Annotated in this window: 24 protein-coding genes and 1 pseudogene; 17 read left to right on the top strand and 8 right to left on the bottom strand. The window is 72.7% G+C overall.

From position 1 onward, the window contains the following. The first annotated feature begins 20 nt into the window (after window positions 1-20). From nrdI to AC3D3D_RS08380, 4 genes are all read left to right on the top strand, one after another. Window positions 21-422, top strand: coding sequence for a class Ib ribonucleoside-diphosphate reductase assembly flavoprotein NrdI (nrdI, locus tag AC3D3D_RS08395; protein WP_463663176.1), 402 nt, complete (start codon window positions 21-23; stop codon window positions 420-422). Then, window positions 407-2,563: a class 1b ribonucleoside-diphosphate reductase subunit alpha gene (gene nrdE / locus AC3D3D_RS08390; protein ID WP_463663175.1), complete on the top strand. Its 2,157-nt coding sequence runs from the start codon at window positions 407-409 to the stop codon at window positions 2,561-2,563. Before nrdI ends, nrdE begins: the two co-directional genes overlap by 16 nt. A gap of 292 nt (window positions 2,564-2,855) precedes the next feature. Continuing rightward, complete coding sequence (locus AC3D3D_RS08385; protein ID WP_463663174.1) at window positions 2,856-4,034, top strand: aggregation-promoting factor C-terminal-like domain-containing protein; 1,179 nt, start codon at window positions 2,856-2,858, stop codon at window positions 4,032-4,034. Window positions 4,035-4,062: 28 nt separating this feature from the next. Beyond that, window positions 4,063-5,052, top strand: a complete 990-nt coding sequence (locus AC3D3D_RS08380) for an asparaginase (RefSeq protein WP_463663173.1) — start codon at window positions 4,063-4,065, stop codon at window positions 5,050-5,052. 67 nt (window positions 5,053-5,119) lie between these two features. On the opposite strand, the gene AC3D3D_RS08375 is transcribed toward AC3D3D_RS08380, so the two are convergent. After that, entirely contained in the window at window positions 5,120-5,779 is a 660-nt protein-coding gene (locus tag AC3D3D_RS08375) for a response regulator (protein WP_463663205.1), read from the bottom strand. Further along, a complete protein-coding gene (locus tag AC3D3D_RS08370; protein WP_463663172.1) occupies window positions 5,776-7,146 on the bottom strand; it encodes a sensor histidine kinase in 1,371 nt (456 codons plus the stop codon). Before AC3D3D_RS08370 ends, AC3D3D_RS08375 begins: the two co-directional genes overlap by 4 nt. 140 nt (window positions 7,147-7,286) lie before the next feature. Between AC3D3D_RS08370 and AC3D3D_RS08365 the strand changes: the two are divergent. The 9 genes and pseudogenes from AC3D3D_RS08365 to AC3D3D_RS08325 form a co-directional block, all read left to right on the top strand. Then, window positions 7,287-7,931, top strand: a pseudogene (locus AC3D3D_RS08365) (ABC transporter ATP-binding protein); the annotation flags it as partial. Between the two features lie 99 nt (window positions 7,932-8,030). Next, the gene (locus AC3D3D_RS08360) at window positions 8,031-8,813 is read left to right on the top strand and encodes a hypothetical protein (protein WP_463663171.1); all 783 of its coding nucleotides are present in this window, start codon (window positions 8,031-8,033) and stop codon (window positions 8,811-8,813) included. A 252-nt stretch (window positions 8,814-9,065) separates the two neighbouring features. Then, entirely contained in the window at window positions 9,066-9,839 is a 774-nt protein-coding gene (locus AC3D3D_RS08355; protein ID WP_463663170.1) for an ABC transporter ATP-binding protein, read from the top strand. Continuing rightward, entirely contained in the window at window positions 9,836-10,702 is an 867-nt protein-coding gene (locus AC3D3D_RS08350; RefSeq protein ID WP_463663169.1) for an ABC transporter permease, read from the top strand. Before AC3D3D_RS08355 ends, AC3D3D_RS08350 begins: the two co-directional genes overlap by 4 nt. Before the next feature lie 22 nt (window positions 10,703-10,724). Next, a complete protein-coding gene (locus tag AC3D3D_RS08345; RefSeq protein WP_463663168.1) occupies window positions 10,725-11,948 on the top strand; it encodes a hypothetical protein in 1,224 nt (407 codons plus the stop codon). 356 nt (window positions 11,949-12,304) lie between these two features. Next, a complete protein-coding gene (locus tag AC3D3D_RS08340; protein ID WP_463663167.1) occupies window positions 12,305-13,588 on the top strand; it encodes a quaternary amine ABC transporter ATP-binding protein in 1,284 nt (427 codons plus the stop codon). Then, window positions 13,585-14,457 (top strand): ABC transporter permease, encoded by an 873-nt coding sequence (locus tag AC3D3D_RS08335; RefSeq protein WP_463663166.1) that lies wholly within the window; start codon window positions 13,585-13,587, stop codon window positions 14,455-14,457. Before AC3D3D_RS08340 ends, AC3D3D_RS08335 begins: the two co-directional genes overlap by 4 nt. 63 nt (window positions 14,458-14,520) lie before the next feature. Continuing rightward, window positions 14,521-15,591 (top strand): glycine betaine ABC transporter substrate-binding protein, encoded by a 1,071-nt coding sequence (locus AC3D3D_RS08330; protein WP_463663165.1) that lies wholly within the window; start codon window positions 14,521-14,523, stop codon window positions 15,589-15,591. Between the two features lie 152 nt (window positions 15,592-15,743). Next, window positions 15,744-16,682 carry a glycine betaine ABC transporter substrate-binding protein gene (locus AC3D3D_RS08325; RefSeq protein WP_463663164.1) on the top strand — a complete coding sequence of 313 codons (939 nt, stop codon included), beginning with the start codon at window positions 15,744-15,746 and terminating at the stop codon, window positions 16,680-16,682. A gap of 14 nt (window positions 16,683-16,696) precedes the next feature. Here AC3D3D_RS08325 and AC3D3D_RS08320 read toward each other — a convergent pair whose 3' ends face one another. The 3 genes from AC3D3D_RS08320 to AC3D3D_RS08310 form a co-directional block, all read right to left on the bottom strand. Next, window positions 16,697-17,488: a hypothetical protein gene (locus tag AC3D3D_RS08320; RefSeq protein ID WP_463663163.1), complete on the bottom strand. Its 792-nt coding sequence runs from the start codon at window positions 17,486-17,488 to the stop codon at window positions 16,697-16,699. 78 nt (window positions 17,489-17,566) lie between these two features. Further along, the gene (locus tag AC3D3D_RS08315) at window positions 17,567-18,235 is read right to left on the bottom strand and encodes a hypothetical protein (RefSeq protein ID WP_463663162.1); all 669 of its coding nucleotides are present in this window, start codon (window positions 18,233-18,235) and stop codon (window positions 17,567-17,569) included. Between the two features lie 221 nt (window positions 18,236-18,456). Further along, window positions 18,457-19,437 (bottom strand): hypothetical protein, encoded by a 981-nt coding sequence (locus AC3D3D_RS08310; protein ID WP_463663161.1) that lies wholly within the window; start codon window positions 19,435-19,437, stop codon window positions 18,457-18,459. 234 nt (window positions 19,438-19,671) lie between these two features. Between AC3D3D_RS08310 and nrdF the strand changes: the two genes are divergently transcribed. Both nrdF and AC3D3D_RS08300 read left to right on the top strand, forming a co-directional pair. After that, window positions 19,672-20,646, top strand: coding sequence for a class 1b ribonucleoside-diphosphate reductase subunit beta (gene nrdF, locus AC3D3D_RS08305; protein ID WP_463663160.1), 975 nt, complete (start codon window positions 19,672-19,674; stop codon window positions 20,644-20,646). A 141-nt stretch (window positions 20,647-20,787) separates the two neighbouring features. Beyond that, window positions 20,788-21,681, top strand: a complete 894-nt coding sequence (locus AC3D3D_RS08300; RefSeq protein ID WP_463663159.1) for a macrolide 2'-phosphotransferase — start codon at window positions 20,788-20,790, stop codon at window positions 21,679-21,681. Between the two features lie 35 nt (window positions 21,682-21,716). Here AC3D3D_RS08300 and AC3D3D_RS08295 read toward each other — a convergent pair whose 3' ends face one another. Continuing rightward, the gene (locus AC3D3D_RS08295) at window positions 21,717-22,229 is read right to left on the bottom strand and encodes a hypothetical protein (protein ID WP_463663158.1); all 513 of its coding nucleotides are present in this window, start codon (window positions 22,227-22,229) and stop codon (window positions 21,717-21,719) included. Next, window positions 22,226-22,480 (bottom strand): helix-turn-helix transcriptional regulator, encoded by a 255-nt coding sequence (locus tag AC3D3D_RS08290; protein ID WP_463663157.1) that lies wholly within the window; start codon window positions 22,478-22,480, stop codon window positions 22,226-22,228. Before AC3D3D_RS08290 ends, AC3D3D_RS08295 begins: the two co-directional genes overlap by 4 nt. 121 nt (window positions 22,481-22,601) lie before the next feature. Here AC3D3D_RS08290 and AC3D3D_RS08285 point away from each other — a divergent pair, with 121 nt between their 5' ends. Further along, complete coding sequence (locus AC3D3D_RS08285; protein ID WP_463663156.1) at window positions 22,602-22,775, top strand: hypothetical protein; 174 nt, start codon at window positions 22,602-22,604, stop codon at window positions 22,773-22,775. A 70-nt stretch (window positions 22,776-22,845) separates the two neighbouring features. On the opposite strand, the gene AC3D3D_RS08280 is transcribed toward AC3D3D_RS08285, so the two are convergent. After that, the gene (locus tag AC3D3D_RS08280) at window positions 22,846-24,090 is read right to left on the bottom strand and encodes an NYN domain-containing protein (RefSeq protein ID WP_463663155.1); all 1,245 of its coding nucleotides are present in this window, start codon (window positions 24,088-24,090) and stop codon (window positions 22,846-22,848) included. A gap of 244 nt (window positions 24,091-24,334) precedes the next feature. On the opposite strand from AC3D3D_RS08280, the gene AC3D3D_RS08275 reads away from it, so the two are divergent. Next, complete coding sequence (locus AC3D3D_RS08275; RefSeq protein ID WP_463663154.1) at window positions 24,335-25,102, top strand: DedA family protein; 768 nt, start codon at window positions 24,335-24,337, stop codon at window positions 25,100-25,102. Window positions 25,103-25,131: the final 29 nt, after the last annotated feature.

Here is a 25,131-nt window from a genome sequence, read left to right as displayed (position 1 = left end):
CCGGCCTGGCAGGCGGTCCCGTGGCGAACCTCGTCTACTTCTCGTCGGCCACGAACACCACTCACCGGTTCGTCGACAAGCTCGGGGTGCCGGCGCATCGCATCCCCCTGCGGCGCACCGACCCCGAGCTGCACGTCGACGACGAGTACGTGCTGGTCGTCCCCACCTACGGCGGGGGCAACGGCAAGGGGGCGGTCCCCAAGCAGGTCATCCGCTTCCTCAACGACGAGCACAACCGCTCCCTCATCCGCGGCGTCATCTCCGCGGGCAACCTCAACTTCGGGGACGCCTACGGCCTGGCCGGAGACATCGTCTCGGCCAAGTGCCGCGTCCCCCACCTGTACCGATTCGAGCTCCTGGGCACGCCGCACGACGTCACCCGGGTCAAGGAAGGACTGAACGCTCTGTGGCCACCACGCTGACCGACACCGGGCTGGAGGCTGTGCCCTCGCCGGAGCTCGACTACCACGCGCTCAACGCGATGCTCAACCTCTACGACGCCGACGGGAAGATCCAGTTCGACGCCGACCGCCAGGCCGCGCGCCAGTACTTCCTCCAGCACGTCAACAAGAACACGGTCTTCTTCCACAACCTGCGCGAGAAGCTCGACCACCTGGTCACCGAGGGCTACTACGAGGGCGAGGTGCTCGCGCAGTACAGCCACGAGTTCCTCGAGAGCCTGTGGGAGCAGGCCTGGGCGAAGAAGTTCCGCTTCGAGACCTTCCTCGGCGCGTTCAAGTACTACACCTCGTACACGCTGAAGACCTTCGACGGCTCCCGCTACCTCGAGCGCTTCGAGGACCGGGTCGTCATGGTCGCCCTCACCCTGGCCGGCGGCAAGGAGCAGGCCGCCCGGGACATGGTCGAGGAGATGCTCGCGGGCCGCTTCCAGCCGGCCACCCCGACCTTCCTCAACGCCGGCAAGGCCCAGCGCGGCGAGCTCGTCTCCTGCTTCCTCCTGCGCGTGGAGGACAACATGGAGTCCATCGCCCGCGGCATCAACTCCTCGCTGCAGCTGTCCAAGCGCGGCGGCGGCGTGGCCCTGTCGCTGACGAACATCCGCGAGGCCGGCGCCCCGATCAAGAAGATCCAGAACCAGTCCTCCGGCGTCATCCCGGTGATGAAGCTGCTCGAGGACTCCTTCTCCTACGCCAACCAGCTCGGCGCGCGTCAGGGTGCGGGCGCGGTCTACCTCAACGCCCACCACCCGGACATCCTGCGGTTCCTCGACACCAAGCGGGAGAACGCGGACGAGAAGATCCGCATCAAGACCCTCTCCCTGGGCGTGGTCCTGCCGGACATCACCTTCGAGCTCGCCAAGACGAACGAGGACATGTACCTGTTCTCGCCCTACGACGTCGAGCGCGTGTACGGCATGCCGTTCTCCGAGATCTCGGTGACCGAGAAGTACCGCGAGATGGTCGAGGACGGGCGCATCCGCAAGACGAAGATCAACGCGCGCCAGTTCTTCACCACCCTGGCCGAGATCCAGTTCGAGTCGGGCTACCCCTACATCGTGTTCGAGGACACGGTGAACCGGGCCAACCCCATCGACGGCCGCGTCTCCATGTCGAACCTGTGCTCGGAGATCCTCCAGGTCTCCACGCCGTCGACCTTCAACGAGGACCTGTCCTACGACCAGGTGGGCAAGGACATCTCCTGCAACCTCGGCTCGCTCAACATCGCGAAGACGATGGACTCCCCGGACCTGGGCAAGACGGTGGGCACCGCGATCCGCGCGCTCACCGCGGTCTCGGACGCCTCGAACATCTCCTCGGTCCCCTCCATCGAGCGCGGCAACGACATGTCGCACGCGATCGGGCTCGGCCAGATGAACCTGCACGGGTACCTGGCGCGCGAGCGGATCCACTACGGCTCCGAGGAGGGCCTGGACTTCACCAACATGTACTTCTACACGGTGACGTACCACGCCGTGGCGGAGTCGAACCGGATCGCCCGCGAGCGCGGGGAGAGCTTCGTCGGCTTCGAGCGTTCGGACTACGCCAGCGGCACGTACTTCGACAAGTACACCGACACCGCGTGGGAGCCGCGCACCGAGCGCGTCCGCGAGCTCTTCGAGAACGCCGGCGTGCACATCCCCACGCAGCAGGACTGGAGCGAGCTGCGCTCGGCGGTCATGGAGCACGGGATGTACAACCAGAACCTCCAGGCCGTGCCTCCGACGGGTTCGATCTCGTACATCAACAACTCGACGTCGTCGATCCACCCGATCGTCTCCAAGGTCGAGATCCGCAAGGAGGGCAAGATCGGGCGCGTCTACTACCCGGCGCCCTACATGACCAACGACAACCTGGAGTACTACCAGGACGCGTACGAGATCGGCCCCGAGGCGATCATCGACACCTACGCCGAGGCCACCCAGCACGTCGACCAGGGCCTGTCGCTCACCCTGTTCTTCAAGGACACGGTCTCCACCCGCGACCTCAACAAGGCGCAGATCTACGCGTGGCGCAAGGGCATCAAGACGCTCTACTACATCCGCCTGCGTCAGCTCGCGCTCGAGGGCACCGAGGTCGAGGGCTGCGTCTCCTGCATGCTCTGACCTGATCCGCCTCGCGCAGATCTGTCCGGACGGCCCCGGTTCCTCCCGCGGAACCGGGGCCGTCCTGCGTCCAGCCCCGACGTCGTCGCGGGGCTCCCGGTATCACCGCAGGTCAGGCTTTGACGTTCATCACGACGTGATCTGGGGTCTCGCTCCGGTCACGGTCGGGCACCTACCGTGAGCGCGCCCGCGAGGTCGGCTTCCCGGGCGCCGGCCCATGGCGGCGAGGAGGGGCCGGCGGCACGCCCCGGCGTGCGGTGGGCAGTCTCTGTCCCCCAGCACCGAGGTAGACATGCCCCCCAGGACTCTCCCGGTCCTCGCGCTTACCGCCGCGACCGCCGTCCTCGCCCCGACCGGCGCCGCCGACGCCACCGGCCACGCGGGCCCCGCCGGCGCCACCGCGACGCCTACGGCGACCACCCTGCCCACGCAGGGCGGGTCGATCGGCCACGACGGCAACGAGTTCCATCTGCGCACCCCCTCGGGCGACAGCTCGCTGCGCTTCGGCCGCGTGGGCGACGTCGCCTACGTGGGCGACTGGGACGGCGACGGCGTCGACACCCTCGCCGTGCGGCGGGGCACCACCTTCCACATCGCCGCCTCACCGACCTCGGGCAGCGTCGCCCGGCAGGTGAACTTCGGCCGCCCCGGCGACGACTACCTCGTCGGTGACTGGGACGGCGACGGCGTCGACACCCTCGCGGTGCACCGCGGCAACCAGGTGCTCATGACCAACGAGGCCACCCCCCGTCACGCGGAGATCTCCGTGTCCTACGGGCGGGCCTCGGACGACTACCTCGTGGGCGACTGGGACGGCGACGGCATCGACACCCTGGCCATCTACCGCGGGATCGAGCTCCACGTCCGCAACAGCAACACCTCCGGCTGGGCCGACCAGGTGGTGCGCTTCGGCAGCCGCGGCGACACGGCGATCGCCGGGGACTGGGACGGCGACGGCGTCGACTCCTTCGGCGTCCACCGCCCCTCGACGCGGTCCTTCTACCTGCGCAACTCCGTCAGCGGCGGACCGGCCGACGAGATCATCACGTGGGGACGCTCCACCGACCGTCCCTTCGCCGGCCGGTGGACCGCCGACCAGGCGGCCGACTCCCTTGGCCTGCAGCGGCCCGAGCCCGCCCCGGCCGCACCCGCGCCGGACCCCGAGCCGAGCGGCACGCCCCGGGAGATCGGTCAGGCCATGGCCGCGCAGCGTGGGTGGACCGGCTCGCAGTGGCGGTGCCTGGACCAGGTCTTCACCTACGAGTCGGGCTGGGACCCGACCGCGAGCAACCCCTCGAGCGGCGCCTACGGCATCCCGCAGGCCCTCCCGGGCTCGAAGATGGCCGCGAACGGCGCGGACTGGCGCACCAACCCCGCCACGCAGATCGCCTGGGGCCTGGACTACGTCGCCGCCCGCTACGGCAACCCGTGCGGGGCCTGGTCGCACATCCAGTCCCGCGGCTGGTACTGAGCCTGCGCCGTCGTGCCAGGCTGGGCTCATGACCCACCTGGCACTGGGAGCGATGGGCGGCACCATCGCCATGGCATCGGCGGCACCCGGCGAGGGCGCGACGCCCGCGCTGACGGCCGACGACCTCCTCGCAGCCACCCCCGGGCTGGCCGACGTCGCCACGATCACCGCCGCCCAGCTGACCAACGTCCCCTCGGCCTCGCTCACCCTCGACGACGTCGTCGCCGTCCTCGCCTGGGCCGAGCACCAGGTCGCGGACGGCGTCGACGGCATCGTGCTCACCCACGGCACCGACACCCTCGAGGAGACCGCCTACCTCCTCGACCTGCTGTGGCGCCACGAGACCCCCGTCGTCGTCACCGGCGCGATGCGCTCCTCGGCGATGGCCGGGGCGGAGGGACCGGGCAACCTGCTCGCCGCCGCGGTCACCGCCGCCTCCCCGGCCGCGCGTGGGCTCGGCGTCCTGGCCTGCCTCAACGACACCGTCCACCTCGCCGCCCGGGTGACCAAGACGTCGTCGACGGCGCTGGAGACCTTCGCCTCGCCGGGCAGCGGACCGGTCGGCGTCGTCGTGGAGGAGACCTTCCGCCCGATGTGGACGCCGCTCGAGCGGCCGGCGGCGCTCGCGGTCCCACCGGCCGGCCGGGTGGCCGTCCCGCTCCTGGAGACCCCCTTCGACGACGACGGCTCCGTCCTGCGCGCGGTGCTCGCCACCGGGGCGCGCGGCATCGTCCTGGCGGGCACCGGGGTCGGGCACGTCCCCGTGGTCGTCGCGGACCTCGTGTCGGCCGCGATCGACGACGGCGTGACGGTCGTCGTCGCCTCGCGCACCGAGCGCGGCGGAACGACCACCCGTCTCTACGGCTTCCCGGGGTCCGAGCAGGACCTCATCGCCCGCGGCGCGCTCATGGCCGGCACCCTGTCCGCGCGCAAGGCACGGCTGCTGCTGCACGTGCTGCTCGACGGCGGCGCCGGCCGGGAGGCGATCGCCGCCGAGATCGCCGCACGCGGGCGCTGAGGCGGCCGCCGCAGGTTCGCCACCGGCGCGGCGTCGGCCGGCGTCGGACCGGGGTGGGGCGGCGGGCTCAGTGCGCGCTGTCGGCGAGCCGGACGGCGATGGCGACCTTGACGCGGTTGTCGACCCCGAGCTTGCCGAAGATGCGGGTGACGTGGGCCTTGACCGTGGTCTCGGACATGATCAGCGCCGCCGCGATCTGCGCGTTCGAGGACCCCTCGGCCACCGCCTCGGCGACGTCGCGCTCGCGCGGGGTGAGCGTCGTCAGCGCGGCCCGGGCCCGACCGGCCGCCTCCTCACCCTCGCGGTCGGTGCGCGCGAAGGCGTCGACGAGGGAGCGGGTGGCTCCCGGGGAGAGGATCGCCTCCCCGGCGGCGACCTGACACACCGCCTCGACGATCTGCCTCGGCGCGGCGTCCTTGAGCAGGAACCCGGCGGCCCCGGCGCGCAGCGCCCCGAACACGTACTCGTCGAGCTGGAAGGTGGTGAGCACGAGCACGCGCGCGGCGGGGACCGCGCGCGCGAGCTCGGCCGTCGCCGCGATCCCGTCCAGCACCGGCATCCGCACGTCCATGAGCACGACGTCGGGGCGGTGGGCGATCGCCGCCTGCACGCCCGCGCCGCCGTCGCCGGCCTCGGCGACGACCTCGAGGTCCTCGGCGGAGGACAGGATCATGGCCAGCCCCGAGCGGACCAGCGGGTCGTCGTCGACGAGCAGCACCCGGATCACCACGTACCTCCGTCCTCGTGCCGCGGCTCGGTCGACCACGGCAGGCCGGCCGCGACCACCCAGGCGGTGCCCCGCTCGTCCGGCCCCGCCGACAGCGTGCCACCGACGCTGCGGGCCCGTTCGGCCAGTCCGCCCAGGCCCAGCCCGCCGCGCGCCGGTCCGCCCGCCCACCGACCTGCCGGCCCCGCACCCTCGGGGTCACCTGCCGGTCCGCGAGCCCCCGCCGCCGGAGGCGGGGGAACGCCCAGGGCGGTCGCGACCCGGATCCGCACGCCGTGCCCGGGCGTCGCGTCGACCATGACCTCGACCGGGACACCCGGGGCGTGCCGCAGCGCGTTGGTCAGCGACTCCTGGACGATGCGGTAGGCCGCCCGGCCCACGGCGGCGTCAAGCCCCTGCGCCCCGGTGAGCCCCAGCTCCTCGTGCACGACCGCTCCCGCGGCGCGGGTGGCGGCCAGCAGCCCGGGGACGTCGGCCAGGCCGGGCTGCGGTGCGTGGGCCGCGGGCGTGGGCTCGTCGGGGGCGAGCACGTCGAGGACGGCGCGCAGGTCGCGGGCCGCGGCCGAGGCGGCGGCCCGGATCGCCGCGGCCCGCTCCTCGACGACCAGCGCCCCGGCCCCGGGGTCCACCTCGAGCCCGCCGGCCTGGAGGTTGACCAGGGCGAGCTGATGGCCCACGGCGTCGTGCATCTCGGCGGCGATCCGGCGCCGTTCGGCCAGCACCGCCTCCCGCTCCCGCGCGCCCTGGGCCTCCTCGGTGAGCCGGCGCCGCTCCTCGGACTCGACGGCGAGCCGGCGCCGCACCGCGAGGTACCCGCCGAGCAGGGCCGGGACCACCACCTGCACCACCACGCCGGCGGCGAGCTCGAGGAGCGGGCCGGTCCCCCCGTCGACGGTCGCGCCGTCGACCGTGAGCTCGGCGACCGCGTCCGACCACGGCGAGAACAGGGCGCCGGCCGCGGCCACGAGCAGGACGACGGTCAGCGCGTCGCGCCGGCGGAGCACCAGGGAGAGCACCGCGAGCGGGAGCAGCGAGGTCCCGGCCAGGCCCGCCCCGAGGATCGCGACGCACGGCAGCAGCAGTGGCCAGGACGTCCGCCGCAGGACGCCGAGGACCGCGAGCGGCAGCAGCACCCAGGCCAGCACCTGCTGCCAGGGCTCACGGTCGTCCTGCCAGAAGGCGGAGCTGTGGTCGCCCAGCACGATCAGCAGGTAGAGCGCGGTGTGCCACCACGGCGAGCTGCGCGGCCACCACGCCTCGCGCTCGCCGCGCTCCCGGAAGCCCGGTGCGCCGGCCGGGGCGCCGACGGCGACCGTGCGCGCGACCGGCCGGAGTGCTGCGTCGTCGGGGCCCGGCTGCTCGTCCACGCCGTCAGCCTAGGGAGCGCGGCCGCCGCTGCCCCGCGACCATCCGCCCGTCCCTGGCGCCCGACCCCCGACCTTCGTCGGGGGTCGGGGCGACCGCACGGACGAGGTGCCGGGCACCCCCCGCGGACGAACCTGGGCCCATGATCACCACCGACGCCCTGACCAAGCGCTACGGCCGACGCACCGTCGTCGACTCCCTCACCATGACCGCCCCCGCCGGGGCGATCACCGCCTTCCTCGGCCCCAACGGGGCGGGAAAGTCCACCACCATGCGCATGATCTGCGCTCTGACCAGGCCCGACGCCGGGTCCGCCCGGGTCGCCGGCCGCCGCTACACCGAGCTGGACCTCCCCGGCCGCGTCGTCGGCCAGCTCCTCGACGCCTCCTCGCTGCACAGGGGGCGCACGGCCCGCGAGATCCTGCGGCTGGCGCTGCTGGGCGTCGATCGGCCGCAGGCGCTCGCGGACGGGCTCCTCGAGCGCGTGGGGCTCGCCGGTTCCGGCGGCACCCGGGTGCGCGCCTTCTCCCTGGGCATGCGTCAGCGCCTCGGGCTCGCCGTCGCCCTGGCCGGGGACCCGGAGGTCCTCATCCTCGACGAGCCCTTCAACGGCCTCGACCCCGCGGGCATCCACTGGTTCCGCTCCGTCCTGCGCGAGGTCGCCGATGCCGGCGGCACCGTCCTGCTCTCCTCCCACCTGCTCGCCGAGGTCCAGTCGGTCGCCGACCGCTACGTCGTCCTGGCCGACGGACGCCTCGTCTCCCAGGGCACCGCCGACGAGGTCCTCGGCGGGCACACGCTCGAGGACGTCTTCCTCTCCCTCACGGCGACCGACACCCCCGCCGCCTGACCCCGCCGAGACCACCCCCGAGAACCGGAGACCGAGATGCGCACCATCGCCGCCGCGACCACCACGACCACCTGCCCCGCGACCCGCGCTCCGGCCCGCCGCCGGCCGCTGCGCCGCCTGCACATCGAGCTGCGCAAGAGCGTCGACACCGTCTCCGGTGCCGTCCTCACCCTCTTCACGCTGATCTCCGCGCCGTTGCTCGTGGTGCTGTGGACCGCGCTGGAGGGCACCGAGGGGATGTCGATCGACCTCGTCGTCGGCGCCGGCTCGCTGGCCGCGGCGCTCCTGCTGCCCGTCCTCACCGCCACGCTCATCACCTCCGAGTGGGGGCAGGGCTCGATCGTCACCACCCTTGCGCTGGACCACGCGCGGCTGCGCGTCCTCGGCGCCAAGGTCCTCGCCGGACTGCTCCTCGCCCTGGCCGTCGCCGCGGCCTGCATCGGCGTCTCCCTGCTGACGGCGCTGGTCACCGGCATCGACCTCGGCGACGCCGGCGGGGTGCTGCGCACCTGCGCCGGGGTGACCGCCGCCCTGCTCAGCTACGCCCTGCTCGGCTCCGCGTGGGGCGCGCTCACGCTGAGCACGCCGCTCGCCGTCGGCGTCGCCGTGGTGGGGCCCCAGGTCGTCAACAGCCTGGTCACGCTGCTCGGCGAGCGCCTGTCCGACGCCGGGCCCTGGCTCCAGTACTCCTACGTCGTCGGGGACCTCACCCAGGGCACGGTCGCCAGCTGGCCGAGGCTCGCGGTCGTGCTCGCCGTGTGGGTGGTGGTCCCGATGCTGCTCGGTGCCCGCCGGGTCGCTCGCGCCGACATCTCCTGAGCCGGGACCGGTCCGGGCCGCACGCCAGGCCCGACCCCGTCCGCCCGGACCGGACACGCCGGGACCTCGTGCCCCGGCGGGCGTCCGCCTATGCTCGAGGGGACCTCGCACCAGGCACACAGGGACTCGCGTCATCCCGAGCCGCCCCACGGGCGGCACCTGGACGGGGTGGGCACGGTAGACGCGGGACCGGGTCGGGGCCGCGGGCCCCGGCGTCCGCCTGGCACCGTGACCCCGACCGAGAGCACAACGATGACGGCCCCAGCCGAGGACCGGCTGCCCCCGACGCCAGCCGGCGACCCCACCCTCACCCTGAGCGGGGTGACCAAGACCTTCGCCACCGGCACCACTGCCGTGCAAGGGCTCGACCTCACCGTCCGCCCCGGCGAGCTCGTCACCGTCGTCGGCCCCTCGGGCTGCGGGAAGTCCACGCTCCTGCGCCTCGCCGCCGGGCTCGAGCGACCCACCGCCGGCACCCTGTCCACCGGCACCGACCGGGTGAGCTACGTCTTCCAGGACCCCACCCTGCTCGAGTGGCGCACCGCCCTGGGCAACGTCGAGCTCGCCGGCCGGCTCAGCGGCGTCCCGCGCGCGAGGCGCCGCCGCGACGCGCAGGGCGCCCTGTCCCTCGTGGGCCTCGACGGGTTCGAGCACCGCTACCCGCGCGAGCTGTCCGGCGGCATGCGCATGCGCGTCTCCCTGGCGCGCGCCCTCGTCCGCGACCCCGCCCTGGCCCTGTTCGACGAGCCCTTCGGCGCGCTCGACGAGATCACCCGCCTGACCATGCAGACCGAGCTGCTGCGCCTGTTCGGCAGCGCCGGCTTCGCCTCGGTGTTCATCACCCACTCGGTGCCCGAGGCCGTCTACCTCTCCACCCGCGTCGTGGTGATGAGCGGGCGCCCCGGCCGCGTGGTCGCCGACCTGCCCGTGCCCTGGGGGTACCCGCGCCCGCCGTCGATCCGCTACGAGCCCGAGTTCGCGGCCTTCAGCGGCCAGGTCTCGGCCGCCCTGGAGGAGCACGCATGAGCGCGCCCCACCCCGACGACGCCCCGCCCGACGGCGTGAGCCCGTCCCTGCCCGCGCCGGGCCCGGCCGGACGCCCCCTCGGCCGGCGCGTGCTCGCGGCGACCTGGCCGATCGTCGTCGCCGTCGCCGGCATCGTGGCGATCTGGTACGTCGTCTCCTACCTCGTCCTGCCCGAGGGGCAGCGCTTCCTCCTGCCGCCCCCGCACGAGGTCTACGCCGGGGCGCTCGGCGACCCGCTCGTCATGCGCCCCATGCTCGACGCCCTGTGGAACACGGTGGTCGTGGCCCTGGCGGGCCTGGCCCTCGCCGTCGTGCTGGGGGTGGCCTGGGCCGTGCTCATGTCCCTGGCCGGCTGGGTGGAGAAGGTGCTCTACCCCTACGCCGTCATCCTGCAGACGATCCCCATCCTCGCCCTCGTGCCCCTCATCGGGATCTGGTTCGGCTACGGGTTCCCCGCCCGCGTGACGGTGTGCGTCATCATCGCCCTGTTCCCGATGATCTCGACGACGCTGTTCGGCCTGCGCTCGGCCGGCGCCTCCGCGCACGACCTCTTCACCCTGCACGGGGCGAGCCGGTGGGAGCGGCTGCGCTCCCTGACTCTCCCGGCGGCCGTGCCCTCGATGTTCACCGGCCTGCGCACCGCCGCCGGGCTCTCGGTCATCGGCGCCCTCGTCGGGGACTACTTCTTCCAGCAGGGGCCGGCCGGGATCGGCGGCCTCCTGCGTACCTACACCCTGCGCCTGCAGATGGACGCCCTGTTCACCGCGATCACGCTGACCGCCCTGTTCGGCGTCGCCGTCTTCGCGCTGTTCGCCCTGCTCGACAACCTGCTCATCACCCGCCGGTACGGGCCGCGCGCCTGACGCGGCAGATTCGGAGCCCCCCGTGACACGCCAGACCTGGACCGCCCCCGCGGACCGACGGACCGCACGCCCGACGACGAGGGTGGCGGTGGTGGTCGCGCTGGGCCTGAGCGCGGTGCTCGCCGCGTGCGGCGGCGGGGACGAGGAGGTGGGCGACGACGGGCCTGCGCCGGGTGCCAGCGCCGCCGAGCCCGGCAGCGCCCTCGACCTCGCCGAGGTGTGCCCCGCCACCGTCGTCATGCAGCAGGACTGGCAGCCCCAGTCCGAGCACGGCGCGATGTACCACCTCGTCGGCGCCGATCGCGAGATCGACGCCGAGAACAAGACGGTCACCGGCTCCCTGGTGGCCGGCGGCACCGACACCGGCGTCGAGATCGAGGTCCGTCCGGGCGGCCCCAACGTCGGCTTCCAGTCCGTGGCCGCGCTCATGTACCTCGACGACGAGATCACCCTCGGCGCGGTCAACACCGACTCCGCGATCGCCAACCACGAGGCCCAGCCCACCGTGGCGGTGGTCTCCCAGATCACCGACTCCCCGCAGATCCTCATGTGGGACCCCGAGACGTACCCCGAGGCCGAGACGGTGGAGGACATCCTGGCCACCGACGCCACGGTGGTGACCATGGGCACCGTCCTCCCCACGCTGCTGGCCGAGAACACCGCGTTCGACCTGTCCCGGTCCGACGCGAGCTACGAGGGCACCCCGGCCCGGTTCGTGTCCGACCCGAGCATCGTCCAGCAGGGGCTCATCACCAACGAGCCCTACGTCTACGAGCACGAGGTCGAGCAGTGGTCCCGCCCGGTGGCCGCCGGGCTCATGGCCGACGTCGGGCACTCCACCTACCCCGGCCCGTTGGCCGTGCGGGCCGACCGGGTCGACGAGCTCGCCGACTGCCTCGAGCGGCTCGTCCCGGTCATGCAGCAGGCGCAGATCGACTTCCTCGCCGATCCCGAGGAGACCAACGACCTCATCGTCGAGCTGGTCACCGCCTACCAGCTGTCCTGGACCTACTCCGAGGGGGTGGCCGAGTACTCGGTGCGCACCCAGCTCGAGGAGGACCTCGTGCACGACGACCCCGCCTCGGGCACCTTCGGCGCCTTCGACCCGCAGCGCATGCAGGACATCGTCGACACCTACGTGCCGATCCTGCACGCCGAGGGGGCGATCGGCTTCGACTCGCTCGACCCCGACGAGCTCTACACCAACGAGTTCCTCGACGAGTCGATCTCGATGGACGGTTCGTGACCGCGAACGTGGTCCGGGTCACCGAAGGAGCGCTCCGGGTCACAATGGGCTAACGATTGGCATGCGGCGTCCGACGACGACTTTCCCGCACGATCCCGCGGATCCCGCGCCCTCGGGGGAGCGTGCGGGGCGGCCGACGGTGTTTGCAATCCCCGCGGGCTCGGGCAACCCTGTCCAGGTCACAGCGCTGCTCGTCCGCGCCCGAACGCGGGTGCGCCCCGCCCCGACGGGCTGCGTGTCCCCCCGGACGCGTCGCCGGCCTGGCGTGTGCTCGTGACGACGAGAGGCCTGGTCCGTACAGAATGGACAACCGCGGTGCGCCCGTACCGCGGACGGGCTCGGAGCACGGAGGACAGATGGTCGCACTCAGCGCACGCAACGTCTACAAGGTCTTCGGCCGCCAAGGACGACGCGCCGTCGAACGCCTGGAGAAGGGCGCTGACCGCGACGAGATCAAGCACCTCGGCACCGCCGCGGTCATCGACGCCAGCTTCGACGTCAACCCCGGCGAGATCTTCGTCGTCATGGGCCTGTCCGGCTCGGGCAAGTCCACGCTCATCCGCACGCTCAACGGCCTGCACCCGGCGACCTCGGGCAGCATCGAGATCGGCGGGACCGACATCGCCAAGGCCTCCGGCGCCGAGCTGCGCGAGATCCGCCGCCGCAAGGTGTCGATGGTCTTCCAGCACTTCGCGCTGCTGCCGCACCGCACCGTGCTCGACAACGCCGCCTACGGCCTGGAGATCCAGGGCGTGGCGCGCTCCGAGCGCCTCGAGCGTGCCCGGGAGGTCGTCGAGCTGACCGGCCTGGGCGGCTGGCAGGACTCCGTGCCCGCCCAGCTCTCCGGCGGCATGCAGCAGCGGGTGGGCCTGGCCCGCGCCCTGGCGGCGGACACCGAGATCCTGCTGATGGACGAGGCCTTCTCGGCGCTCGACCCCCTCATCCGCCGCGAGATGCAGGACCAGCTCGTCGAGCTTCAGACCCGCCTGGGCAAGACCATCATCTTCATCACCCACGACCTCAATGAGGCCGTGCGCCTGGGCGACCGGATCGCCGTCATGCGCGACGGCCGCATCGTGCAGATCGACTCCGGCGAGAAGATCCTGTCCGACCCGGCCGACGAGTACGTCGCCCGCTTCATCGCCGACGTCGACCGCTCCCGCGTCATCACCGCCGGCTCCCTCATGACCCGGCCGTCCACGACCGTGTGGGCGAACTACGGGCCCGGCGAGGCCCTGCGCACCCTGCGCGAGAACCAGGTCTCGGCGGCCTACGTCATCGACCGCACGCAGACGCTCATGGGCTCCGTCTACGACGAGGAGCTGCTCGAGGCCCAGCGCCGCAGGGAGGACACGATCACCCCCTACATCCACGAGGACAACTCGGCGGTCAACGTCGACACCCCGATCTCGGAGGTCTTCGCCCCGGCGGCCGAGGCGCGCCTCGCCGTCGCGGTGACCGACGACAAGGACCGCCTGCTCGGCGTCGTGCCCCGAGTGGCGCTGCTCGAGGCCATGGTGCCCAGCGACCTCGAGGACAACGGGACCCCCGCCGAGGATCTCGTCGCCGCGGACGCGCAGGCGCCCGATGCTGACGGACCGACGGCCACGACCACCGCGACCGACGAGGAGACGCGATGAACGACGACCTGCTCTTCCGCGTCCCGGTCGGCGAGTGGGCACGCTCCGCCGTCGACTGGCTGACCAGCACGCTCTCGGCCCTGTTCGACCTCATCGGACTCGTGTTCAGCACGGTCTACGACTGGCTGGTCGTCGTCTTCAGCAACCCGCCGTTCTGGCTGATCATGGCGGCGCTCGTCCTCGCGGCGTTCCTCGCCAAGGGCTGGAAGCTGGCGCTGGGCTCGCTGGTGGGGCTGCTGCTCATCTACGGCATGGACCAGTGGACCAACGCGATGCTCACGCTCGCGCTGGTGCTGGTCGCCAGTGCCATCGCGGTGCTGATCGGCATCCCGCTGGGCATCTGGGCGGGCCTGAGCGACCGCGCCTCGGCCGTCATCCGGCCCTTCCTCGACCTCATGCAGACGCTGCCGGCGTTCGTGTACCTCATCCCGGCGGTCGTGCTCTTCCGCACCGGTGAGGTGCCCGGCATCGTCGCGACGATCATCTTCTCCCTGCCGCCGGCCGTGCGCATGACCGAGCTCGGCATCCGGCAGGTGGACCGGGAGGTCGTCGAGGCCGGCCAGGCCTTCGGCTCCACGCCGGGCCGCATCCTGCGTCAGATCCAGCTGCCGCTCGCGCAGCCGACCATCATGGCCGGCGTCAACCAGGTGATCATGCTCGCCCTGTCGATGGTGGTCATCTCCGGCATGGTCGGCGCCCCCGGGCTCGGCCAGCAGGTCTACCAGGCGCTGACGCGCATCGACATCGGCCTCGGCTTCGAGGCCGGACTGGGCGTGGTCATCCTGGCCATGTACCTCGACCGGCTCACCGCGTCCCTGGCGCAGCACGGCGCCGTCAACCGGGCCAACAAGCTGGCCGGCGAGTCCTGATCCCACCGAACTGAACGGCGCATCCCCCGCGCGCGAACGACCCGAAGAAGAAAGAGGAGAGACATGCGAACCACGAAGAGATTTGTGACCACGGTCGCGAGCGTCTCCGCCCTGGCGCTGACGCTGGCCGCCTGCGGCGGCGGCGACGACGAGGGCGACGGCGACAACGGCGACAACGGCGGCGGCGAGACCAGCTCCGAGGACGGCGGCGAGGACGGCGGCGAGGGCGGCGGCGACGCCGGCGGCGCCGGCGGCGAGATCACCATCGGCGTCCACTCCGGCTGGGAGGAGGGCATCGCCGTCTCCCACCTGTGGCAGGCCATCCTCGAGGACCAGGGCTACGACGTCACCCTCGAGACCGCCGAGGCCGGCGTCGTCTTCACGGGCCTGGCCCAGGGCGACTACGACCTCAACTTCGACACGTGGCTGCCCAACACCCACTCCGACTACATCGAGCAGTACGGCGACGACCTCGAAGAGCTCGGCATGTGGTACGAGAACGCCCCGCTGACGATGGCCGTGAACGAGGACGCCCCGATCACCTCGCTCGACGAGCTGGCCGACAACGCGGACGCGTTCAACAACCGCATCGAGGGCATCGAGCCGGGCGCCGGCCTCACCCGCATCACCACCGACGAGGTCATCCCGACCTACGGTCTCGAGGACATGGAGTACGTCATCTCCTCGACCACGGCGATGCTGGCCGCGCTCCAGTCGGCGATCGACTCCGGTGAGAACGTGGTCGTCACCCTGTGGCGGCCGCACTGGGCCTACGACGCCTTCCCGATCCGCGACCTCGAGGACCCCGAGGGCGCCTTCGGCGAGCCGGACGACATCTACACCTACGGCAACGCGGAGTTCTCCAGCGAGTTCCCCGAGGTCGCCGAGTGGATCGCCGGCTTCACCTTCCCGGACGAGGACCTGGCCGAGCTCGAGAACATCATGTTCAACGAGATGGGCGGCAACGACAACGACGCCGCCGTCGACCAGTGGCTCGAGGACAACCCCGACTTCATCGACTCGGTCGTCTCCGGCGGTGGGTCCGGCGACTCCGAGGCCGGCTCGGAGTCCGAGTCCGAGGACGCCGGTTCCGAGACCGAGTCCGAGGACGCCGGCTCCGAGACCGAGAGCTGACCGGCCTCAGGCCGAACACCTGGACCGGGCCCTGAGGCACGGTCCGAGCACGACGACGCGGCCCGCCCCATCCGTGGGGCGGGCCGCGCGCCGTCGGTGGGCCCCGCACCGGGGCCCCGGCGCCCCGGCAGGACCCACGAGACGAGGACACGATGACCAGGTCGACGAAGACCATGACGGCCGCCGCGGCATGCGCGGGCGTCCTCCTGCTGACAGCCTGCGGCGGTGACGACGGGGCCGACCAGGAGCCCGTCGTCATCGGGATCCCCGCCGGCTGGGAGGAGGCGCTGGCCTCGGGCCACCTCTGGGAGCACATCCTCGAGGAGGAGGGCTACGAGGTCGAGCTGGAGGTGGTGGACATGGCGGTGCTGTGGACCGGGCTGGCCGAGGGCACCTACGACCTCAACTTCGACGTCTGGCTCCCGGAGGCCAACGCGCCCCACATGGCCGAGTACGGGGACAGCGTCGAGGAGATCGGCATGTGGTATGAGGACGCCCCGATGACCATCGCCGTCAACGAGGACGCCCCCATCACCTCGCTGGCCGAGCTCGCCGAGCACTCGGCGGAGTTCGGCGACCGCATCGTGGGGATCGAGTCCGGGGCGGTGCTCACCTCCCTGACCGAGGAGGAGGTCATCCCCACCTACGGCCTGGAGGGCATGGAGCTCGTGACCTCCTCGACGACGGCGATGCTCACCGAGGTGCGGGCCGCCACCGAGGCCGGGGAGAACATCGTGGTCACGCTGTGGCGGCCGCACTGGGCCTACGACGCGTTCCCGATCCGCGACCTCGAGGACCCCGAGGGGACGATCGACGACACGGACAACATCTACTCGTACGGCACCGCCGGATTCTCGGAGGAGTTCCCGGAGGTCGCCGAGATCATCGAGAACTTCGCGATGACGGACGAGCAGCTGGCCGCGCTCGAGAACATCATGTTCAACGACATGGGCGGAAACGACAACGACGCCGCCGTCGACCAGTGGCTCGAGGACAACCCCGACTACGTCGACTCCGTCCTCGACGGCACCGCCAGCTCTGGCGGCTCGGAGTCGGGCTCGGAGGACGCCGGTTCCGAGACCGAGAGCTGACCGAGCTCACCTGCTCAGAAACCCACCGGAAGGACGTGGGCGAGGAACACGACCACCCACGTCACCACGAGAGCGACCCCCAGGATGGTCGCGCCCAGCACGAGCTCCTCCGCGCCGTACCCGGGCACGAGCAGGACCGGCACCAGGCTTGCCGCGCCGACGAGCAGGGCGACGAGCGCCCGCGACCATCGGGTCCGCCGGCTGAGGTCACGCTCGATCTTGCCCGTGTAGTCGATGAGGATCCTCGGGAGACGAAGGGCGGCGACGTAGCCGAAGAACCCGGCTGCGAGGGCGCCCGCGAGCGCGAGCATCTGGTCGTCGGTGGCGCGCCCGATCGCTGAGACCGCGGCGGCCGGCGCGAGGGCGAGGGCCCCGCGCAGCAGGTCGAGCCAGGGGCTCTGCGGCTCACCGACCCCGCGCCCGCCCTCGGACCACCGGCGGTAGGGCATGACGAGCAGGGCCAGCCAGTACACGACGAGCGCGACGACGGCGATCCCGCCCACGGTGGCCACCTCGTCCAAGGTCGTGCCCACGAACTCCGGGACCTCGCCGAGCAGCGGCAGCGCGACCACCGCCGCGACCGTGGCGACGAGCGCACCGACCGTGATCGCGATCGTGCGGCGCAGCCCCATGCGGCGCTCGCGCCGGCCGGGCGTCGTCGCCGTGCGGATCTCGTCGGCGACGTGCGCGCCCCTGCGTCCGCCGTCGGGGGAAAGCTCCCAGAACTGGCCGTTCCAGACGCTGCCGTCGGGCGCACGCGCGCCGGGCAGCGGTGGCGGCCCGCCGGGCGGTGAGGTGTGTGTCACCGGCACATTATGACGGACGCGCGCGGGTGCCAGGGGTCTGTCGTCCGGCCTGGCCGACCGGTGCGTCGTCCGGTGCCGTCAGGTCCTGCCGGGGCGGTGCCTGCGCCCCTCGGTGCGTGGTGTGCGCGTCCGGAACCACCACAGCAGACTGATCGGCGGCACCAGTATCGCCACGACGATCGTGCCCGCGAGGATGAAGTCCGTCTCGTCGAAGGCCAGCAGCCCGAGGACCGGGCCGGCGGGAGCCGTCAGCCACGCCAGGGCGATCCGGGCGACCTTCGCGCCGCGGCTCCGGTCGACCAGCGGGCGCGGATCACCCGGTCGGGTCGTCGCCTCGCCCGCCCAGTTGTGCGCCGTGACGGCTCGCACCGCGAGCAGCCAGGTGGCCACCATGATCGCGGTGAGGCCGACCGCCCGGTGCCGGGTGACGTCGACGCTCAGCAGGACCACGGCCGGCGGGAGCGCGAGTAGCGCCACCTGGACGAGGTCGACGAGCAGGCACGCCCCGAGCCCCATCGACCGGGCGTCCCCGCGGCCCTCGTACCAGCTGCGACCGTTGCGCCACCGGCGGTAGGGCCACAGCACGACGGCGCCCACGAGGAGACCGACCGTGCTGGCCGTCATGGCCGCACCCGAGGCGCCGTCGGGTCCGCGTCGGGGCTCGAACCGAAGGTTGCCGGCGTCGTCGATCAGCGCCGTGGCCAGGAGGACGGCGACGAGGACTCCGACGGCAGCCACTGCCGTCATGGCCGCGACGTCCCAGCGGGCCGAGGCCCATGGCCGGCGCCCGGGTGAGGGACCCTGCTCGTGCCAGGGAGTCGGGCCGGACGAGGGAGCCTGGCCGTGCACTGGAGCATGCCCGGTCCAAAGCTGCTGACCGGACCAAGGACCCTGCCCGTGCCAGGGGTCCTGCCGGAAGCCGGGCGCCCCGTGCGGGTGACCGAAGGGTTCCCTGCCTCCCGACGGCTTCATCCGCCACCCTTTCGTCGCTGCCGCTCGAGATCCCGCTCGCGGCGCCGGGCCTGCCGGCGCTCGACCTCCCGACGCCCGCGAAGGATGTGGTCCGTGGGCTGCGACCTGCGCCGGTCGAATGCGTCCCACCAGGCGTGGACGCCGAAGAAGATCCACCCGGCCACCGCCCCGACGACCAGGAGGCCGGCCATCATCCCGGCCTCCGGCGTCGGCACCGGCACGAGTACCGCCACCGCGGCCGCAGCCACCCCCAGGGCGACGCCGAGCAGGAACCGGGACCAGCGCGCGGCCCGGCCGCGACGGGTGAAACCGACGACCTCCCTGTGGACCCACTCGTAGTGGCGGTCGCGCCGGTGGCCGTCGCCGCGCAGCGGCTCGCGCGAGACCCACACGGCGAGCGTGATCCCGACGAACATCGCGCAGGCGAACCCCGTGAGCGAGAACAGGCGCTCATCGGCGGCCGCGGCCCCGGCGGTCAGCGTCACGGCGGGCGCGTACCCGAGGAGCGCCTGCAGGACGTCGAGCCCGAGCGCCGCGCCCGCGCCCATCGATCGGGCATCGCTGCGGGAGACGTACCACTCGCGGTCGTCCACACGGAAGCGCTGGGCGAGGACCACCCCGCCTCCGAGCACGTACCCCGCGCCGGCCGACAGCGTCGCGATGAGCCCCGGGTCCATGTCCTCCCCGAAGCCGTCGATGAGGACGGCCGCGGCGGCCGCCGCCGCGGCCAGCACGATCGACGCGATCGTCGTCGTCGTGAGGTCGGAGCGGGTCGAGCGCCGGGCGTCGAGGCGATCGCGGCTCGCGGCACGCGCGTCCTGCCGGAGCTGGTCGACCGACGGTCCGCCCGGGCCGCCGGGCGGGAGCTCCCAGAACCGGCCGTTCCAGACGCTGCCGTCGGGCGCGCGGGTGCCGGGCTGCGGTGCTGGTCCGCCGGCCTGCCGCGCAGGGCCGCCGGTGTACGGGGTATGTGTCACCCGGTCATTGTGGCGAACGGGCGGGCGCACCGACGGCCGGGCCGGCGGGACCTTCTTCCCGTGCGCCCCTCCGCGCGGGTCCGCCCCGGGCCCGGGCGCCGCCGGCGAGGACGCACCTCACCGCGGCGGTCGGTGAGTCCGTCGGGGCTTCGTGGGACGATGGGACGACCGCCCGGGACGTCCCCCACGGGCCGTCGGATCCCGCGCGAAGCGCGCCGCATGACAAGGAGCACCGTGTCCGAGAAGCTCAAGCTCGTCTCCTCGGTCCAGGCCATCAACTGGAACCGCATCGACGACGACAAGGACCAGGAGGTCTGGGACCGCCTGACCTCGAACTTCTGGCTGCCGGAGAAGGTGCCGCTGTCGAACGACATCCAGTCGTGGGCCACGCTCAGCGAGGACGAGCAGCTGATGACCACCCGCGTGTTCACCGGGCTCACGCTGCTCGACACCGTCCAGGGCACCGTCGGCGCCGTCAGCCTCATCCCTGACTCCGTCACGCAGCACGAGGAGGCCGTCTACACGAACATCGCGTTCATGGAGTCGGTGCACGCGAAGTCGTACTCGTCGATCTTCTCCACCCTCATCTCGACGGCGGAGATCGACGACGCCTTCCGCTGGTCGGAGGAGAACGAGAACCTCCAGAAGAAGGCGCAGATCATCATGGACTACTACCGGGGCGACGACCCGGAGAAGCGCAAGGTCGCGTCCGTGATGCTCGAGTCGTTCCTGTTCTACTCGGGCTTCTACGCGCCGATGTACTGGTCGAGCCGGGCCAAGCTCACCAACACCGCCGACCTCATCCGCCTCATCATCCGCGACGAGGCCGTGCACGGGTACTACATCGGCTACAAGTACCAGAAGGCGCTGGAGAAGGCGTCGGCGGAGCGTCGCGCCGAGCTCAAGGACTACACCTTCGAGCTGCTCTTCGAGCTCTACGAGAACGAGGAGCAGTACACCGAGGACCTCTACGACCCGCTCGGGCTGACCGAGGACGTCAAGGCCTTCCTCAAGTACAACGCCAACAAGGCGCTCAACAACCTCGGCTACGAGGGCCTGTTCACCGCCGACCAGACGGCGGTCAACCCGGCGATCCTCTCGGCGCTGAGCCCCAACGCCGACGAGAACCACGACTTCTTCTCCGGCTCGGGCTCGTCCTACGTCATGGGCAAGGCGGAGAGCACCGAGGACGAGGACTGGGACTTCTAGCCCCGAGGTCGTCCCCTCGTCGCTCGTGCGCCGAGGTGGACCCTTCTCGTCCCGGGCGGACCTCGGTGAGGTCGGTCGGGGACGGGTCCGGTCCACCTCGGCGGGACGAGGCGGCGGGTGCGCGGCCTACCCTGGAGGACCATGACCGCTGATCCGCAGTCCGAGGCGCTCGTCGCCCTCGCCGCCGAGCACGGGCTCGACCTGGACCCCGCCACGATCGAGGTGGAGGAGATCGGCCTCGACTACCGGGTCGCCTTCGGCGTGGCGGCCGACGGGACGCGCTGGGTGCTCCGGGTCCCGCGCCGGCCCGAGGTGGCGGCGAGGATCGGGGACGAGGCCGCCGTGCTCGACCTCGTGCGGCCTCGCCTGTCGGTCGCCGTCCCGGACTGGCGGATCCGCACCGACCGACTGATCGCCTACCCGCAGCTGCCCGGCAGGCCCGGCCTGACCCTCGACCCCGCGGGTGAGCCGATCTGGCACGTCGACCCGACGTCCCTGGACTACGCGCGGGCGTTCGGGGCGCTGGTCGGCGAGCTGCACCGGGTCGACGTCGGCGAGGCGCGGGCGGCCGGCCTGACGGTCGAGGGCCCCGACGACGTGCGGCGGCGCTGGGCGGACCAGGTGGCCCGCGTGGCGGGGTCCTTCACGGTCGCCCAGCCCCTGCGCGACCGGTGGCGGGCCTGGATCGAGGAGGACTCGTACTGGCCCTCCTGGTCGGTGCTCACCCACGGCGAGCTCTACCCGGCGCACGTGCTCGTCGACGGGGAGCGCCCGGTCGGGGTGCTCGACTGGACCACGGCCAAGGTCTCCGACCCGGCGGCGGACCTGGCGCTGCACCACATGACGGCGGGGCAGGCGGCCTTCGCCGAGACGCTGGCGGCCTACGAGCGGGCCGGCGGGCGGACGTGGCCACGGCTCACCGAGCACTGCGCCGAGATCGTGGCCGCGAACCCGGTCGGTTACGGCGTCTACGCGCTGGAGACTGGGGACCCGCAGCACCGCGCCGCGGCCCAGGCCCTGCTCGACCCGTCCTGAGGAATCGTCGCCCGGGCGGACGGCGAAGGACGGTGTCAGTCGCGGCGGCGCCGGGGGCGGAGGCTCGCGACGACGGCGATGACCACGCCGACCATCCCACCGATCACCGCGCCCCGTGCGAGCGAGGCGCCCACGCCGGAGGCCTCGGGACCGGCGACCTGGAGCTCGGGCGCCGTGAGCAGCCCGTGGCCCGTGGTCAGGGTGAACAGCATCGCCGCGAGGGTGAGCAGCAGCGTCGTGGCGATGCCCGCCCACACGAGGGCGCGCAGCCGTCCGGGCGCCCGGGAGGCGAGCTCGTCCATGTCGACGCCGCGGCGCTGGGCCCGCACGAGCGTGACCAGCGAGGACACGGTCGACAGGGCCACGAGGACGACCGGCCACAGCAGCGAGCCGAGGACCGCCGCGACGAGCGCGGCGAGGTACCCGGCGCAGACGCCGGCGACGAGGCCGACGGCCGAGGCCTCGTTGACGACCGCCTGCTCGCGCTCGTCGCCGTGGGTGGTGTGACGACGGCGGGTGGGTGCGGCGGGGGTGGGCTCGGTGCTCATGACGGTGCTCCCTCGGGGTCGACCGACGCCTCCGGGTGGGCGCCGAACAGGTCCTCGACGGTGGCGCCGAGGATGCGCGCGAGGCGCAGGGCCAGGAAGACCGAGGGGGCGTAGTCGCCCTGCTCGATCGCGATGACGGTGTGGCGGCTGACCCCCACGCTCTCCGCGAGCTCCGCCTGGGTCAGGCGCAGCGCCTTGCGTGCGGCCCGGACCGGGCCGACGTCGGAGGAGTGCGTGCGAGTGGCAACCACGCTGTGATGTTAAGGATCCTCGACATCTAATGTCAAGGATCCTCTACTTCCGGTGGTGAGGATCCTTGACATTCCCGGTCTGGCTGATGGTGGCTGGTTACGCTCGCTGAAGGAGGACCACATGGCAACCGATGCGCACCGCCTGCCGAGAAACGACAGCAACGAGCTCGAGCGACTCGTCTCGACCGGCCACGTCCGCCCGCCGGCCGCTTCGCGGGTCGACCTCACCACGATCGAGCGAGTCGAGGGCACCAGCTCGTCGGAGGTGCTCAACGAGCTCCGGGGAGACCGCTGATCCGACAACTCGATTGTGCCGGAGCTGCCGAGGCTGCGGGTGGTCGCTCCGGCGTAGGCAGCGGCCGCGCCTACTCGGCCGGCAGGGTGAGCAGGTAGTCGCCGGCCTCGTCGTCCCACTCGAGGTCGACGTGACCGTTCGCCTCGGCCCCGCGGCAGAACTGGAGGAAGCTGCGGTAGCCGAGCGACTTCTCGCTGAAGTCGGGCCGCCGCTTGCGCAGCCGGTCCTTGAGCCCGGACAGCGCGACGGCGTCGTCGTCGTACCCGTCGCCCTCGGCCACGAGCTCGGCGAGCAGCTCGAAGACGTCGTCCAGCCCGCCGTGCTCCGGCAGCGACACCTCGGGGTCGCCCGCCGCCGGGCCGGGGGAGAGGTCGACGACGCCGCGCGCCGCCAGGTGCTTGAGCACCTCCCCGAAGGAGCGGAACCCGAGGTCGGACTCGCTGAAGGTGGGGTCCTTGCGCAGCAGCGCCCGCTTGAGGACCGAGGCGGTGACCGAGTCGGAGGTCGTCGCCAGACCGGCGATCGTCTGGGCCACGCGCACGTCCAGCGGCTCGGCGGCGCCGGCGGGTGCCTCGTCCGCGCCGTCCTCGGCGTCGACGGGCTCGTCCGGCTCGGCGTCGGGTAGTGCCGCAGTGGCCGACGAGGACGACGAGCCCGCGCCCGCGCTGCCCGACGCCGCGGCAGCACCGCTCGTCGAGGACGCGGTCGCCGAGCCGGAGGTCTGGGGGTCCGACGTCGAGCCGGCGCCCGCCGAACCGCCAGCCGCACCGGCACCGGACCCGCCCTGACCGGACCGGCGACCCGACCCGGACCGGCCCCGCGGGGGCTCGTCACCGGGCTCGACACCCTCGAGCCGGTCGTAGAAGAGGAACTCGTCGCAGGCCGGGGGCAGCATGCGGGAGGTGGACAGCTCGACGCCGATGCCGATCACCTGCTTGTCGAGCTCCTGGAGCTTCTGGACGAGCGGGGAGAAGTCGCTGTCCCCCGTGCACAGCACGAAGGTGGAGATGTAGTCCCGCTCGAACGCCATCTCGATCGCGTCGACGACCATCTTGATGTCGGCCGCGTTCTTCCGCGAGGCGCCCATGCGCTGGGGCATCTCGATGAGCTCGATCTGGTGGCGGGTGAGCGCGCGCCGGTCCTCGTCGAAGTAGGACCAGTCGGCGTAGGCGCGCCGGGTCAGGGTCCGGCCGCGCACGGCCAGGGCGTCGGCGATCGGGCCGAAGTCGAAGGTCATCCCGCCGAGGTGGTCGCGGGCGCCGAGGGCGAGGTTCTCGTAGTCGATGAAGACGGCCATGCGTTCGTCGGCGGACATGCGGCCAGCCTAGGCGCGGTGCTCGCCTGGCCCGGCGCGGTGGCGACCGTGCCCGGGCGTCGGCCGTCGTCGGCGCATGCCGCAACGGGCCCGGAAATCCCACGACAGTGTCCGGGGCGCAGACCTAGCGTGAACGTCCGGCCCGGCCCCCGGCGCACCCCGCGCCGCGACCGCCTCACGGAGCTCCGGCGGAGGGAGCCCGGGCCGTGTTCCTGCCACCCGTCGCGAGAGGGAGGGCGCGGGCATGGACGTCGTCGGCCAGCTCGCCGACGCGGCGACGGCGCTCGCCGGCTCGCCGTGGCTGCTCGCCGCGGTGCTCGGCCTCGCCATGGTCGACGGGCTCGTCCCACCCGTGCCGAGCGAGACCGTCCTGGTCACCGCCGCCGTGCTGGCCGTGGACGACGACGGTGTCCACGTCGTCGCCCTCGTGCTCGCGGCCGCGCTCGGTGCGTTCCTCGGCGACACGACCGCCTACCTGCTCGGACGGCTCGTCCCGGTCGGGCGCATCCCGGGCCTGCGCGGCGCGCGCGGGGCCGCCGCGGTCGAGGCGGCGGGTCGCACCTTGCGCCGTCGCGGTGTGCCGATGGTCGTCGCCGGACGGTTCGTCCCCGTGGGCCGGGTCGCGATCAACGTCGGCGCGGGCGCCCTCGGCCTCCCGCCGCGGCGCTTCCTCCCGGCTGCGGCCACCGCCGCCGCGCTGTGGGCGAGCGTCACCGCGACGCTGGGTGTGTGGGCGCACGCGCTCGTCGGCGGGCACCCCCTGGTCTCGGTGGCGATCGGGGTGGCCGCTGGCATGCTCATCGGCCTCGGTCTCGACGCCGTCCTGCAGCGGCTCGGCTCCGGCCGCACCGCGGCGCGCGAGGGCCCGGGCCTCGGCCCCGCCACCGAGTGTGAGGGCTCCGAGGACCGCGGGATCACCCGCGCCGCGACCGACGCCGTCGGTCCCCCCGGCGACGCGCCCCGGGCCTCTCGTGCGGCGCGCCACACGGACGAACCGCCCGAAAGGGATTGACCCGACCGGTCCCCACTGTGTCTACTGTC

Source organism: Georgenia sp. X1117 (genome assembly GCF_057784635.1).
This window is presented reverse-complemented; position numbering and strand designations above follow the sequence as displayed.